The 14,118-nt window shown below is 62.8% G+C and carries 14 protein-coding genes; 5 read left to right on the forward strand and 9 right to left on the reverse strand.

Annotated elements, in window-relative coordinates:
• Positions 1 to 158 precede the first annotated feature (158 nt).
• Positions 159 to 554 (reverse strand): hypothetical protein, encoded by a 396-nt coding sequence (locus tag U5O12_RS11905; RefSeq protein ID WP_322578844.1) that lies wholly within the window; start codon positions 552 to 554, stop codon positions 159 to 161.
• Positions 555 to 683: 129 nt separating this feature from the next.
• On the opposite strand from U5O12_RS11905, the gene U5O12_RS11910 reads away from it, so the two are divergent.
• Complete coding sequence (locus tag U5O12_RS11910) at positions 684 to 1,646, forward strand: LysR family transcriptional regulator (RefSeq protein WP_322578845.1); 963 nt, start codon at positions 684 to 686, stop codon at positions 1,644 to 1,646.
• Complete coding sequence (locus U5O12_RS11915; RefSeq protein ID WP_322578846.1) at positions 1,643 to 2,449, forward strand: metallophosphoesterase; 807 nt, start codon at positions 1,643 to 1,645, stop codon at positions 2,447 to 2,449. Before U5O12_RS11910 ends, U5O12_RS11915 begins: the two co-directional genes overlap by 4 nt.
• A 75-nt stretch (positions 2,450 to 2,524) precedes the next feature.
• Here the strand turns inward: U5O12_RS11915 and U5O12_RS11920 are convergent, their stop codons facing one another.
• Entirely contained in the window at positions 2,525 to 3,418 is an 894-nt protein-coding gene (locus U5O12_RS11920; RefSeq protein ID WP_322578847.1) for a DNA ligase, read from the reverse strand.
• Between the two features lie 91 nt (positions 3,419 to 3,509).
• On the opposite strand from U5O12_RS11920, the gene U5O12_RS11925 reads away from it, so the two are divergent.
• Positions 3,510 to 3,932 carry a universal stress protein gene (locus tag U5O12_RS11925; protein WP_322578848.1) on the forward strand — a complete coding sequence of 141 codons (423 nt, stop codon included), beginning with the start codon at positions 3,510 to 3,512 and terminating at the stop codon, positions 3,930 to 3,932.
• A 29-nt stretch (positions 3,933 to 3,961) separates the two neighbouring features.
• Here the strand turns inward: U5O12_RS11925 and U5O12_RS11930 are convergent, their stop codons facing one another.
• The 5 genes from U5O12_RS11930 to U5O12_RS11950 all read right to left on the reverse strand — a co-directional run bounded on the left by U5O12_RS11930 (position 3,962) and on the right by U5O12_RS11950 (position 9,638).
• Positions 3,962 to 4,945 carry an aldo/keto reductase gene (locus tag U5O12_RS11930; RefSeq protein WP_322578849.1) on the reverse strand — a complete coding sequence of 328 codons (984 nt, stop codon included), beginning with the start codon at positions 4,943 to 4,945 and terminating at the stop codon, positions 3,962 to 3,964.
• A gap of 85 nt (positions 4,946 to 5,030) precedes the next feature.
• Positions 5,031 to 5,999, reverse strand: coding sequence for a galactofuranose ABC transporter, permease protein YjfF (gene yjfF / locus U5O12_RS11935; protein WP_322578850.1), 969 nt, complete (start codon positions 5,997 to 5,999; stop codon positions 5,031 to 5,033).
• Positions 5,996 to 7,063 carry an ABC transporter permease gene (locus tag U5O12_RS11940; RefSeq protein WP_322578851.1) on the reverse strand — a complete coding sequence of 356 codons (1,068 nt, stop codon included), beginning with the start codon at positions 7,061 to 7,063 and terminating at the stop codon, positions 5,996 to 5,998. The genes yjfF and U5O12_RS11940 overlap by 4 nt, the downstream gene beginning before the upstream one ends.
• Positions 7,060 to 8,598, reverse strand: coding sequence for a sugar ABC transporter ATP-binding protein (locus U5O12_RS11945; protein WP_322578852.1), 1,539 nt, complete (start codon positions 8,596 to 8,598; stop codon positions 7,060 to 7,062). The genes U5O12_RS11940 and U5O12_RS11945 overlap by 4 nt, the downstream gene beginning before the upstream one ends.
• A gap of 74 nt (positions 8,599 to 8,672) precedes the next feature.
• Complete coding sequence (locus U5O12_RS11950) at positions 8,673 to 9,638, reverse strand: ABC transporter substrate-binding protein (protein WP_322578853.1); 966 nt, start codon at positions 9,636 to 9,638, stop codon at positions 8,673 to 8,675.
• A gap of 392 nt (positions 9,639 to 10,030) precedes the next feature.
• On the opposite strand from U5O12_RS11950, the gene U5O12_RS11955 reads away from it, so the two are divergent.
• Positions 10,031 to 10,945, forward strand: a complete 915-nt coding sequence (locus U5O12_RS11955; protein WP_322578854.1) for an aldose 1-epimerase — start codon at positions 10,031 to 10,033, stop codon at positions 10,943 to 10,945.
• Between the two features lie 43 nt (positions 10,946 to 10,988).
• Here U5O12_RS11955 and U5O12_RS11960 read toward each other — a convergent pair whose 3' ends face one another.
• Positions 10,989 to 11,606 carry a TetR/AcrR family transcriptional regulator gene (locus U5O12_RS11960; RefSeq protein WP_322578855.1) on the reverse strand — a complete coding sequence of 206 codons (618 nt, stop codon included), beginning with the start codon at positions 11,604 to 11,606 and terminating at the stop codon, positions 10,989 to 10,991.
• Between the two features lie 54 nt (positions 11,607 to 11,660).
• On the reverse strand, positions 11,661 to 12,578 hold the full coding sequence (locus tag U5O12_RS11965; RefSeq protein WP_322577694.1) for a LysR family transcriptional regulator ArgP: 918 nt from the start codon (positions 12,576 to 12,578) through the stop codon (positions 11,661 to 11,663).
• 85 nt (positions 12,579 to 12,663) lie between these two features.
• On the opposite strand from U5O12_RS11965, the gene U5O12_RS11970 reads away from it, so the two are divergent.
• The gene (locus U5O12_RS11970) at positions 12,664 to 13,995 is read left to right on the forward strand and encodes a D-amino acid dehydrogenase (protein WP_322577695.1); all 1,332 of its coding nucleotides are present in this window, start codon (positions 12,664 to 12,666) and stop codon (positions 13,993 to 13,995) included.
• Positions 13,996 to 14,118 lie beyond the last annotated feature (123 nt).

The following is a 14,118-nucleotide window of genomic DNA, read 5'->3' on the forward strand; positions in this document are numbered from 1 at the left end:
CTCGCTGCTTGAGGGCCATCCAAGATCTGGCCCGGCGCATCCCGCCGAGGCCGGGCGTTGGCCCGCAAACCATCCGATTGCGGCCACACAAAGCAAAAAGCCACCGAACCGGTGGCTTTTTTTCGCCCGCCCAAAGGGCTGGCTCAGTCGAGAGGAGATCAGGCCTCGTTACGGCTGCGCATCACCGCATGTTGCAGTTCGGCCATGATGCGGGGGTCGCGGTGGGCGTATTCCCACATTTTTTCTTCCATGCGGCGCTCTTGAGAAGCACGGACCCAGCCCATGATCACCGCAGAGGCGGCTGACGACATCTTGCGCAGGGGAGGTGCCAGCAGGGCCAAGGCAGCGAAGGCCACGGTCCACAATGCCACCCAGCCCACCAACAAGTGGCCGTCCACCCAGGTGTCAATCACCTGGTCTGCCACCACCAACAGGGCGGCCAGCACGGCGGCCAACAACATGCCGGCCAGGGTGCGGGAGCCTTCGGCTTTGGGAGTACCGGTTTGTACCGCAGGTGCGGCGTCGAGGTAAGCGTAAGAGAGTACTTGTGTCATGGTCAACTCCTTGAAAAGGTTGAAACTCACTGGATGAAATCTTTGAATTGGGTGAATCATAGGGTTTTCCCTCATGCGACTCAACTTTTGCTTCGTGATGTTTGGTATTCACCAAAGTTATGATTAGCCATGCCCGCAACGCCGCTCAACCTGCGCACCTTTGACCTGAACCTGCTCAAGGTGTTTGACACCGTGATGGCCGAACGCAGCCTGACCAAAGCCGCCGAGCAGTTGGCGCTGACCCAGCCCGCGGTCAGCAATGCCCTGCGCCGCCTGCGCGACGCCCTGGGCGACGAGCTGTTGGTGCGCAAGGGCCGAAGCCTGGAACCCACGCCACGCGGGCAGGAGCTGTGGCCCGCCGTGCGCGAAACCCTGCAGAAGCTGCAGACCTCGCTGGCCCCCAGCGTGTTTGACCCCGGCTCCGCCAGCACCACCTTTGTGCTGACCATGGCCGACGCCACCGCCGCCGAGTTGATGCCCCCGCTGGTGGACGTGCTGGCGCGTGAGGCGCCTAGCGTGTCGCTGCGCGTGGTGCCGCTAACCACCCGTGACCCACGCCGCGTGCTGGACGAAGGCGCCGCCGACCTGGCGATTGGCCACTTTCCCGCCGTGCTGACCGACCTGACCGCGCGTGCGCAGGCCGGCGCGGCCGAGTCCTTCCGCCACCACCGCCTGTTTGTGGGCGACTATGTGTGCGTGATGCGCAAGGACCACCCCATGACCCAAGGCAAGTTCACACTGGACCGCTTTTGCGAGGCCAGCCACATGCTGGTGAGCTTCTCGGGCCGGGCCTTTGGTTTTATTGACGAATCGCTGGTGAGCCTGAAACGCACGCGGCGCGTGGTGCTGACCGTGAACCAATTCTTCACCGCCGGGCGCGTGGTGGTGCACTCCGACCTGCTAACCGTGCTGCCGCGCCACTTTGTCAACGTGACCGGCTATGCCGACCAACTGGTGATTCGCGAGCTGCCCTTCAAAGTGCCCCCCATTCAAGTGGATGCGCTGTGGCACCAGCGGCTGGACGCCGCGGCGCCCCACGCTTGGCTGCGCCAGCAGATTGCCCTGCTGGGCGACCGCCTGTTCTCCGCATGAAGATTCAGCTGCTGTCCGACCTGCACCTGGAGGGCAACCCGCATTGGCAGGCGCGGCCCCTGCCGGGCGCCGACCTGTTGGTGCTGGCGGGCGATGTGGGCTCGTACCAGACCGGCTCGCAACTCACTGACGAGGACTTTGGTCTGGGCCGCTTTTCACCGCTACACGGTTGGCCCACACCCGTGGTGTTTGTACCCGGCAACCACGAGTACGACAGCTTTGACTTTGACGAAGCCCACGCACGCCTGCGCACCACCTGCGCGCGACTGGGGATTGTCTGGCTGGAGCGCGAAACCTTGGTCATGCAGGGCGTGCGCCTGCTGGGCACCACACTGTGGACCGACTTTGACGCACTGGCCATGCACGCACCCGAGGCCCAGCGCCTCAAGGCGCGCGAGAAAGCCTACCGCGCCGCCAACTACTACCTGAAGAAAACGCTGAGTACGCGCCACGGCGAGCCCTGGTTGGCCGAGGGCCTGCGCGTGCAGGCGCTGGAATGCCAGGCCTGGCTGCGTGCGGCGCTGACCACGCCGTTTGACGGGCCCACCGTGGTCGTCACCCACTTTGCACCCAGCTTGCACAGTGCGGACCCGCGCTACGGCTTGGTGCCGGGCACGGCGGGCTTCTGCAATGCGCTGGACGAACTGCTTCCCTACGCCCAGCTCTGGCTGCATGGGCACCTGCATGCGCCCAGCGACTACCGTGTGGGCACGTGCCGCGTGGTGGCCAACCCGCTGGGCTATGCGCGCAAGAATGAACAGCTGGGCTACCGGGCCGACTTTTTGATTGAAATCAACCCCTAGCCCGCGTAAATATTGCGCAAGTAGCTACCTATTTGATAGCAATTTAGACGGTTATTCTGTGCCTGTGCCGTCGATTCAGAAGCCTGGTCCAGGCGCTACGCGCAAGAAACTGGCGAACCGCGGCACGCCCTTGTCCGTGAGCCCACGGTAGCGGTAAGTCACCCAACTGCCCACTGGCGGTGGCGCGGCGCGCTCGGCATCGCTAAAGCCCGTGCCCAGCTTGAAGCGTTGTGCGGGTTGGCCATTCAGTGCAGGCAGCTCCAGCCACAAGGCCCCCATGCGCCCGGCATGTTTGCCCTGCCCCGGCACTTGGGCCAGCACACGCCCTTCAGCGTCGGCGTAGGGCTTGAGTTTGCGCAGCGCATCGGTACGCTGGGGGGTGTAAAAAGCGCTGCCTTGGTGCACCATCAGGCCCTCGCCACCCGCACGCACGGTGCGCGCCAACTGGCTTTGCAAGGCCACAGCGTCCGTCGCCGGGGTCTGCACCACCGCCTGCACCCAGGGCTGGCCGATCTGCTGCACCACGGCCTGCAAAGCGGGAATCCGCTCATCGAAGCGGCCACCGTGGCCCGGCAAGTCAAACACCATGTAGCGCACGGCGCGCCAGGCGGCCTCGTACGGGCGCTGGTCACGCACCGTCGCCGCCGCCTGGGCAAACTGCCCGCGCCCCACCCACAACTCGCCATCCAAGGGTTGGGTTGGCCAGCCCGCGGTAAACCAGGCCGGAGCCGCAATGGTGTGGCCACCGCGCGTGCGCAATTGCTGGCCATCCCAATATCCGCGCACACCATCGTACTTTTCACTGACCCAGTGGCCTGCCAGCGGATGGCGGCTGGTGTGCACTTGGGCCAGCATCAGGGCAGGCGCCTGAGCCGTATCAGCCGCCCGGGCGGGCAGGCCGCTCCCGATCCAGTACAGCGCGCTGGCTTGCAAAAGGGCGCGGCGCGCCATGGTGTTTTGGTGTGGCATACATCTCCCCTTGTTAGGCAAGGAGTTTGATGTGGCGCACAGACTTGCGCAATAGCACCACTACACTGGCACTTTTACCGAGGAGCGTTCCATGAAGATTCTGTTGGCCGTTGACGGCAGCGCATACAGCAAAAAAATGCTGGCTTACCTGAGCACCCATGAAGCCTTGCTCTCGCCCGCTCACGAATACACCGTGTTCACCGCCCAACCCGACTTGCCACCACGCGCCAAAGCCGCCGTGGGCAAAGAGGTCGTCAAGAGCTACCAATCCGAAGAAGCCGAAAAAGTGCTGGGCCCGGTGGCCAAGTTCCTGCTGCGCCACGGCATCAACGCCAAGACCGAGTGGAAGGTTGGCCCCGCAGGCACCAGCATTGCCAAAGTGGCCGAGAGCGGCAAATTCGACCTGGTGGTTCTGGGCTCGCACGGCCACGGCGCCCTGGGCAATCTGGTGATGGGCTCGGTGGCCACCCAGGTGCTGGCCAACTGCAAGGTCCCCGCGCTACTGGTTCGCTAAAACCGCGCTGCGCCGACGAGGCGCAGCGTTTACCAGCGCTGGTGCACCAGCGGCTTGGCGTACCGTGCATACACGTCGGCCAGGGCCTGCATGGTGGCATCGCTCAAAGGCGGCAAGTCCGCCGCCGCCACGTTGTCCGCCACCTGCGCGGGGTTCTTGCCACCGGGGATGGTGCAAGTCACGGCCGGGTGCATCTGGATCCAGCGCAAGGCCATTTGCGCCATGCTCATGCCCGCAGGCACGAGCGGGCGCATGGCCTCCACGGCTTGCAGACCGACGTTGAAATCCAGTCCCGAAAACGTCTCGCCCTTGTCAAACGCCGCGCCTTCGCGGTTGAAGCCGCGGTGGTCGTCAGCGGCAAAGGTGCTTTGCGCGCTCATCTTGCCGCTGAGCAAGCCGCTGGACAGCGGCAGGCGCGCCAAGATGCCCACACCACGCTTCTGCGTTTGTTCAAACAGCAGCTCGGCTGGACGCTGGCGGAACAGGTTGTAGATGATTTGCACACTCTGCACGCCGGGGTACTCGATGGCCTTGAGGGCTTCTTCCACCTTCTCCACGCTCACGCCGTAGTGGCGCAGCTTGCCGGCTTTCACCAGGTCGTCCAGGATGCCAAACACTTCGGGCATGTAGAACACTTCGGTGGGCGGGCAGTGCAGCAGCAGCAGGTCGATGGCCTCGGTGTTCAGGTTTGTGAGGCTGCGCTCCACAAAAGCCGTGAGGTTGGCGCGCGTGAAGCCGGCAGCCACATGCGGGTCCAGCCGGCGACCGGCCTTGCTGGCCACATAAAACGGTTCGCTGCGCTCCTTGCGCAGGCGGGCCAGCAGGCGTTCGCTGCGGCCGTCGCCGTACACGTCAGCGGTGTCGAAGAAGTTCACGCCCAGGTCCAGCGCGCGGTGCAGCGCGGCCATGGAGTCGGAATCAATCACCGCGCCCCAGGTGCCGCCTATGGCCCAGGCGCCGAAGCTCACGGTTGAAATGTTCCAGCCGGTGCGGCCCAGGGGACGGTATTGCATGTCTTGCCTCAGTTCAGATTGCTATGGTTTCAGGAGCTGCCCGCGCAATCCATGCGCGGGCTAGAGACTTATTTAATCCTAAAACCTATGCCCCTGGCTTGCGCCCGGCTTCAAACACCCGCTGCAGCACGCAGAACACGAAGAGCAGCGCGCCAATGACGATGCGTGTCCACCAGGAGCTCAAAGAGCCGTCGAACATGATGAGGGTCTGGATCACGCCCAGCGTGAGCACGCCAAACAGCGTGCCAGCCACATAACCCACGCCGCCGCTGAGCAGCGTGCCACCAATCACCACGGCGGCAATCGCGTCCAGCTCCAGCCCCACGGCGTGCAAGCCGTAGCCCGACAACATGTAGAAAGTGAACACCACGCCACCCAGCGCGGCGCAAAAGCCGCTCAAGGCATAGACCATGACGTTGGTGCGCGCCACCGGCAGGCCCATGAGCACGGCAGAATGCTCGGAACCGCCAATGGCGTAGACCGTGCGACCGAACTCAGTGCAGTGCGCGATAAACACCGCAGCCGCCAACACCAGCAAAGCCAGCACCGCGCTGATCGACACCATGGGCCCTTCGGGCCAGAGGTGGATGCGGGTTTGCGCCAGCACGGTGTAGGCCTCGTCGGTGATGCTGATGGAGTCGATGCTGATGAGGTAGCACAGCCCCCGAGCCAGGAACATGCCCGCCAGCGTGACGATGAAGGGCTGCAGCCGGAAGCGCTGGATCAACCAGCCCATGAAGGCACCAAACAGTGTGCCCATGGCCAGCACCAGCGGAATCGCGACCATCAGGTCCCAATGCAGGTGCTGCACCAGCTTGGCCAGCACGATGGTGCTGAGCGCCACGACCGAACCCACCGACAAATCAATGCCGCCGGACAGGATGACAAAGGTCATGCCCACCGCCACGATGACCAGAAAGGCGTTGTCAATCAACAGGTTCAGAAACACCTGGGCCGAGAAGAAGCCGGTGTAGGACACGCCACCGAACACCGACATGGCGGCAAACAGCGAGATGGTGGCTGCCAGGGGAATGTATTTGCTCTGGAGCTTCATGCGTGGCTCCCTGCGGCAGGACGCACCACCCAGCCGCGCACCGCGCGGCGGAACTCGGCAGACTGCATCAGCATGACCACAAACACCACCGCCGCCTTCACCACGAGGTTGATCTCCGGCGGCACGCCAATGGAATAGATGGTGGACGTGAGCGTCTGGATGATGAGCGCGCCAATCATGCTGCCCGCCAGGCTGAAGCGCCCGCCGGTGAGCAAGGTGCCGCCCAGGGTGACGGCCAGAATGGCGTCCAGCTCCAGCAGGTTACCGGCGTTGTTGCCGTCCGCACTCTTGACGTTGGAGCTGATGATGAGCCCGGCAATGCCTGCCGTCAGGCCGCAGAAGGCATAGACGCAGATGCTGATGAGCCGCTCTTTCACACCAGCCAACCGCGCTGCTGCGGGGTTGATGCCGATGGCCTGGATGAACAAGCCCAGCGCGGTGCGCGTGACCGCAAGGTGCATCAACAGATACACAAAGCCCGCAATGAAGAGCGCAAACGGCAGGCCCCAGAGGTAACCGCTGCCAATGTAGAAATACGGCGGGTAATAGACCGTGACGATTTGCCCGTCGGTCAGCAACTGGGCCACACCCCGGCCCGCCACCATGAGGATGAGCGTGGCGATGATGGGCTGCAGGCCGATCTTGGCGACCAGCACCCCGTTCCACAGCCCGCACGCCAGGGCAGTAAGCAGCGCACACACAATCGCCAACCACATGGGAAAGCGGCTGATGTGTTGGGCCACGCCATCGGTAATCACCAGTTTGCCGCCCACCATCAGAGCGGCCACGGCGGCACTGATGGCCACGGTGGCGCCCACCGAGATGTCGATACCGCGCGTGGCAATTACCAGCGTCATGCCTAGCGACACCAGCATCAGCGGGGCCGCACGGTTCAGGATGTCGATGATGCTGCCGTACAGGTGGCCGTCGCGCCACTGCAGCATCCAGAAGCCGGGGTTCAGGCTGGCATTGACCATCAAGATCAGCACCAGCGTCACCACGGGCCACAGCAGGTGGTGCGATTGCACCCGCTTGAGCAAAGAAGGCGTCGTAGAGGTGCTCATGCCTGCCCCGCAATCATGGCGTAGACCGCATGCTCTTCGGTGCCAGCGGGCAGCTCGCCCACCTTGGCCCGGTCGCGCAGCACCACGATGCGGTCGGAGACGCGCACCACTTCTTCCATTTCGGAGGAGATGAACAGCACCGCCATCCCCTGTTTGGCCAAGGCCAGTATCTCGTTCATGATTTCCTGCTTGGCGGCAATGTCGATGCCGCGCGTGGGTTCGTCCAATATCAAGAGGCTGGGCTGCGTGGCCAGCCAACGTGCGAGCACGGCTTTTTGCTGGTTGCCGCCCGAGAGCTGGCCGATGGGGGTGTCCACATCGGCGGTCTTGATGCCCAGGGCTTTCACATAGCCCTCGGCCAGCGTGGTCTGCTGCACCCGGCCGATGGCGGGCCACAGGCCTTGGCGGGCCTGCAAGGCCAGCACAATGTTTTCGCGCACCGAGAGCTCGGCTATGATGCCCTCGGCCTTGCGGTCTTCCGGGCACAGGGCCAGCCCCATCTGGATGGCGGTGGCCGGTGAATCCATGCGCACGGTCTTGCCGCCCAGCACAATCTCGCCCGCATCGCTGCGGTCCAGGCCGAACAGCAAGCGTGCCAGCTCGGTACGGCCCGAGCCCAGCAGGCCGCCCAGGCCCACCACTTCGCCCCGGCGAATGCCGAGGTCTACGGCCTTCACATGGCCACGGCGGTTCAGCGCCTTGGTTTGCAGCCATTCAGGCTCCGACTCCAGGGCATCGCCATCGGCAGCCTGCGTACCCTGGGCGGCGGCCAACTCACGGCCCACCATGGCCGCAATCAGCGCGTTGTGACCCAGCTCAGCAGCCGGGTACTCGCCCACCAGCTCGCCATTGCGCAGCACGGTGATGCGGTCGCACAGGGCGTAGACCTGGTCCAGAAAGTGGGTGACGAACAGAATCGCCATGCCCTGGTCGCGCAACTGGCGCAATACAACGTAGAGGCGCTCCACCTCTTCGTCGTCCAGGCTCGAAGTAGGTTCGTCCAGTATCAATACTTGGGCCGAGATGCTCAGGCCACGGGCGATGGCCACCATCTGCTGCACCGCCACGGAATAGCTGGAGAGCGTCTGCGTGACGTCGATATCGAGATTGAGGCGCGCCAGCAAGGTGCGGGCCTCGCTGTGCATGCGGGGCCAGTCAATGGCCCGCGCACCGGCCCATCCCTTGCGCGGGTAGCGGCCGGCAAAGATGTTCTCTGCCACAGAGAGGTTGGCACAGAGGTTGACTTCCTGGTAGACGGTGCTGATGCCTAGGCGCTGCGCATCCAGTGTGGAGGTGGCGCGGATAGGCTTGCCGGCCAGGCGCATCTCACCCTGGTCGGCTTGGTACACGCCGGTCAGGACCTTGATGAGGGTGGACTTGCCCGCGCCGTTCTGGCCCATGAGGGCGTGTACTTCGCCAGGAAACAGGCGCAGGTTCACGCCAGAGAGGGCCCGCACGGCGCCAAACTGCTTGGCCACGCCGGAAAGCTCCAGCACGGGCGCAGCGGCATCGCGGGCCGGTGGTGTGTGTGTCATGGTGTCGTGTAAAAAAGGCCTGCAGCGCAAGCCGCAGGCCAAGACCTGGTAACCGAATGAAGAAGTCGTCGTGATCAGTACTGGCGGCTGGGGAACTCTTTGGCCGCGGTTTCCATGGGGTACACACCATCCTTGCCGATGATGCGGCGCGCCACGGTCTTGCCAGCCACAATGTCTTTGGCAGTCGCCATGACCAGGGGGCCGAGCAGCGGGCTGCATTCCACGCTGACGTTCAGCTTGCCGGCGATCATGGCTTCAAACGCGCCCTTCACACCGTCCACGGAAATGACCAGGATGTCCTTGGCGGGCTTGAGGCCGGCTTCCTCGATGGCCTGGATGGCGCCGATGGCCATGTCGTCGTTGTGTGCGTAAAGAACATTGATCTTCTTGCCCTCAGCCTTCAGGAAGGCTTCCATGACTTCCTTGCCCTTGGCACGGGTGAAGTCGCCCGTTTGCGAGCGGATGATCTTGATGTTGGGGTTGCCCTTGATGGCAGTCTCAAAGCCTTTTTTGCGGTCAATGGCAGGCGCAGAACCCACGGTACCTTGCAGCTCGACCACGTTGATGTCGCCCTTCATGGTCTTGGCTTTGTCGGCCAGCCACTGGCCTGCCATCTCGCCTTGCTTCACAAAGTCAAAGCCGATGTGGGTGACGTACAGGGAGGTGTCTTTGGAATCCACCGAACGGTCCATCAGGATCAGGGGGATCTTGGCATCCTTGATTTCCTTCAGCACGGTGTCCCAGCCGGACTCCACCACGGGCGTCAGTGCAATCACGTCCACTTTTTGGGCAATGAAGGAGCGCAGGGCCTTGATCTGGTTTTCCTGCTTTTGCTGCGCGTCAGAGAACTTGAGTTCGATGCCAGCGGCGGCGGCGGCGGACTTCATGGAGTTGGTGTTGGCGGTACGCCATTCACTCTCCGCGCCAATTTGGCTAAAGCCCATCACGATTTTTTTCTGGGCAAAAGCGCTCAGTGGCAAAGCCATGGCCAAAGAAGTAGCGGCAGCGGTAGCCAGCAGGGTACGGCGGTTGTTTTTCATTGATGTCTCCTCGTTTTGTAAGTGGATGCGGGCCCACGGGATGTCAGAAGGGCCACCCGCGTCCGGCCTGCTTCTGTGCCTCTTGTGCCTCACCAGAAATCCCTGAAATCGGTACCAAGAAGTGATTGGATAGTACGTAGCGAATTGATATTGATCTAATAGAGATTTGCGTATCTCACATACAGAACTTTGGATTCAGGTTTACCCTATGACCTTGAATTTGAAGGACTATTTAATTCCGACGACTGATTTAGTCCCCGATTCACCATAAGCATCTATTGCAAAAAGAATAAGTCAGAGGGCGAACTTTCTATTTCCCAAAGATGCGCAGGGTCCTTAGCATGCGGGACCCGCTGGCCACGTGCCCCCCGTCCAACCGCTCCCTTTCCCGCATGACACCTACTGCTTCCCGCACCATCCATTGGCTCCAACACGGTGGCCAACGCCTGGGCCTGTTGCCCACCCTAGGCGGCAGCGTTGCCAGCTGGCAACGCGACATGGCGCACGGTGCCCTGGACCTCTGGCGTCCGTGGGGCGGCGTGGCAGACCTCTACACCACGGCCTCGTTCCCGCTGGTGCCCTGGTCCAACCGCATTGGCAGCGGTGGCTTCACCCACCTGGGCGTGACACACCCCATGCGCCCCAACCGCGTGGGTGAACCCTATCCCATCCATGGCGACGGCTGGTTGCAGCCCTGGGCCATCCGCCAGCCGCGGCTGGATACGCTGGAGATGGCGCTCGAATCCAAGTGTTTTGAAGGCGCCCCCTACCACTACCGCGCCTTGCAACGCTTTGTGCTGCGCGAGGACGGCATGGACCAGTTGCTGGAAGTGACCCACCTGGGCGAGGGCAGCCTGCCCTATGGCTTGGGCCAACACCCGGCGTTTTTGCGCACGCCCAATGCGCGCCTGCATGCAGCGGTGCAGGGTGTGTGGCTGAGCGGGGCCGACCCCATGCCCACCGCCCACACCTCCGACTTTCCGCCCAGCTGGGACCCACGCCAAGGCATGGGCGTGAGCGGCAGCCTGATCGACAACGCCTACACCGGCTGGAGTGGCGAGTCCCACATCGACTGGCCCGAACACGGCCTGCGCCTGCACATGCGCGACCCCGCTGTGGTGGCGCGTGGAAAAAATGACGGGTTTTGTCTGCTGTACCGCCCGCCGCAGGGCGTGCACTTTTGTTTTGAGCCGGTGACCCACCCGATCGACGCCTTCCACGCGGAAGGCCAGCCGGGCCTGCAGGTGCTCAGCACCGGCCAAACCCTGCGGCAGCAGGTGGAGTGGCGGTTTGAGTTGCTGGGCTAAATTGCTACCAATTCAGGAGCTGCTCGCGCAATATCCACATGGTCTAGCGCGCGTTTAGCCCCTCAAAACAGGTCGTCAAAACCAACTCGATGATTTCCTCGTCGGTCTGCAATCCACCCATCTTGAGGAACTCCAGCACCGGGTCACAAGCGCGTGCGTACAGGGTGTAGAGCACGGCAATGGCCGGCAGCTTGGGATTGATCAGGCATTGTGCCTGGGCCTCCACAATCCATTCCCCCAGACGGTCGCTCACATCCATCAGGCCATCCATGTAAGCCTTGTGGCCCATGAGGGTGGCGCGCAACGTGGAGTTCTGGCTGGGCAACGAAGGCATTTCGCCCCCCAGCTTCAGGCCCATGGTCCAGCGCACTACGGCCCGCAGCTTGTCCAAAGGGGCTTGGTCCTCTGACAAGGTGTCCAGAAAGGCTTGCGCCTGGGCCATCAGGTGCGCCATGGCGGCAGCCCCCAGGTCTTCCTTGCTGGGAAAGTGTTTGTACAAGCTGGCCTTGGCAATCCCCACCTGCGCGGCCACTTCGTCCACGGTCATCGCCTCAAAGCCTTTTTCGGCCAGAAGCAGGTTCACCGCGCGGATGATGGCGTCTTCACGCGCCTGCAACATTTGCTGTTTGAAGGAAATCTTGGCGGGCGCAACAGTGGTCATACTGGCCATTCTATTCCCGGTCGTCAAATTGCGGATGCAACGCCCAATTTGTGACTAAGCAGTCTTGGCTACCAAAATGCGCTCTGCTGCCTGCGACAGGGCTGCCGTGAGGCGGTCAATCACTTCGGAGTTCAGGTTCCAACAGTGCCAATACAGGTTCACCGGCAGGGTCACCGTGGGCACCACATTCACCAGTTGCCCCTCGTTAATGAGCCCGCGCACCAGCAGCTCGGGCACCACACTGGCGCCCCAACCGGCCAGCACTGCGCGCACCATGCCCTCGGAGCTCGGGACAAAACGCTGGCTCACGGACACGCGACGCAGGTTCAGCGCCCGGCCCACAAACTCGGACGGCAAATCGTCCTTGCGGTTGAAGGCCACAAACGGGATGCTGCGAAAGTTGTGCGGCGTGAGGCCCTGCGGGCAGTGCGTCTGCGCATAGTCTTTGCTCACCACGGCCACATAGTGCATGGCGCCCAGCGGCAGCACCTTGCAGCCGCGCAGCGCTTGCTTGAGCGTGGTCACACAGCCCAGCACCTGGCCTTCGCGCAGCCATTCATGGGTGAAATCCTGGTCGTCAGTGATGATTTCCAGCGGCAGCCCGGCGTGCACCAGCGGGTCCAGCGCAGAAAGTGCCCAGGTGGCAATGCTGTCGGCGTTTACCGCAATCGAGATGCGTTCGTCTTCGCGCGAGGCCCCGGTGCTGGGCGCCAGCTCCAGCAAATCGCTCTCCAGGTCGGCGCGCAGCAGGCGCATCTGCATGGCATGTTTGATCAGCAGGCGCCCCGCTGTGGTGGCCTTCACCGGACGGCTGCGCACCAGCAAAACGGTGCCCACCTGCGCCTCCAGTGCGCGCAGGCGCTGCGAGACGGCGGACTGGGTAATGGACAGGCGCACGGCTGCGCGCTCAAAGCCCCCTTCTTCCACGATGGCAGCCAGGCATTCCAGGGCGTCGGTATCGAATGTTCGCATGGCCCACATTATTAGCGCTGCTAATGTTTTCGCAAACGCTTTCATTTCGCTTTTGCAAGACAGGGGCTTGGACGACACTGGCAGCATGAAAATCATTGTTCTCGGCGCCGGCACCATCGGCATTTGCACCGCCTGGCAGTTGCTGGAGCTCGGCCACGAAGTGACCGTGGTGGAGCGCCAGCCTGATGCCGCCATGGAAACCAGTTTTGCCAATGGCGCGCAAATTTCGGTGAGCTACTGCGAGCCCTGGGCCAACAAGGAAGCCCCGCTCAAGGCGCTGAAGTGGATGCTGAGCAAAGAAGCCCCGCTGCTGTTCCGCCCGCAAAACCCGTTTGGCGCCGGCCTGCACCAGTACACCTGGGGCCTGAAGTTCCTGGCCAACTGCAACGACACCGCCTTTGAGCGCAATGTGCAACAGCTCGTCGCCCTGGGGGCTTACAGCCATGCGGCCCTCAAAGACGTGGTGGCCACCACCGGCATCGAATACAACCGTCTGGAACGTGGCATTGCCCACTACTACTGCGACCAAAAATCGTTTGATACCGCAGGTGAAGCAGCCGCGCTCATGCGCAAATACGGCGTCAACCGCCAGGTCATCAGCAAAGATGAGCTGCTCAAGATTGAGCCCGCTTTCAAACAGTTTGCCCACCAGATCGTGGGCGGCACCATCACCCCCAGCGACGAGTCGGGCGATTGCCGCGTTTTCACCCAAGAGCTGGCCAAGCGGTGTATCGCACGCGGTGCGGAATTTTTGTACGAACACAGCGTGGACGGCCTGAATTTGAGCCTGGGCACTATCAAATCTGTAGCTGTCCGCGCACTGTCTGCGGGCCCCAAGGGGGAAAACGTTGCAGGCTCGCTGCGAACCCTTCAGGCCGACCACATCGTGGTGGCCGCGGGTTCCTACACCGCACCGCTGTTGCGCACGGTGGGTGTAGACCTGCCGATTTACCCCGGCAAGGGCTACAGCGCTACCTTCAAAATCCTGAAGCCGGAAATGGCGCCCTTCGTCTCCACCATCGACGATGCCAAGAAAATCGCCATCAGCCGCTTGGGCGATGAACTGCGCGTGGCAGGCACCATCGAAGTCGGCGGGTTCGATTTATCGCTCGACTCCCCGGTAGCCCAAGCCCGCTGCCACATGCTGTCGCGTCGCATTGAAGAAGTGCTGCCCGGCGTCTGTGACACCCGCACCGAAGAACAGGGCGGCCAGCCCAACTACTGGACCGGCCTGCGCCCCGCTACTCCCACCAACATCCCCTTCATCGGCCAAACCCCGGTGCGCGGGCTATGGGTCAACGCAGGGCATGGCACCTTGGGCTGGACACACGGTGCGGGCTCGGGCAAGGCCATTGCCGAGCTGATCCATGGCCAGAAGCCGGAGATGGATTTCAGGTTTTACGGCATGCAAGCCTGAGGGCAGTTACTGCGGTGGTGGGATCGGTTGGTGCAGCCTCGGTTGGGGGATACAAGCGCAAGCGCCGAAGCCTGCATCATGCGGGTAGGTGATCGAGCTCTTTTCACTCCCCATGCGCCCGCA

Source organism: Rhodoferax sp. (assembly GCF_034519335.1).
Classification (GTDB): domain Bacteria; phylum Pseudomonadota; class Gammaproteobacteria; order Burkholderiales; family Burkholderiaceae_C; genus Allorhodoferax.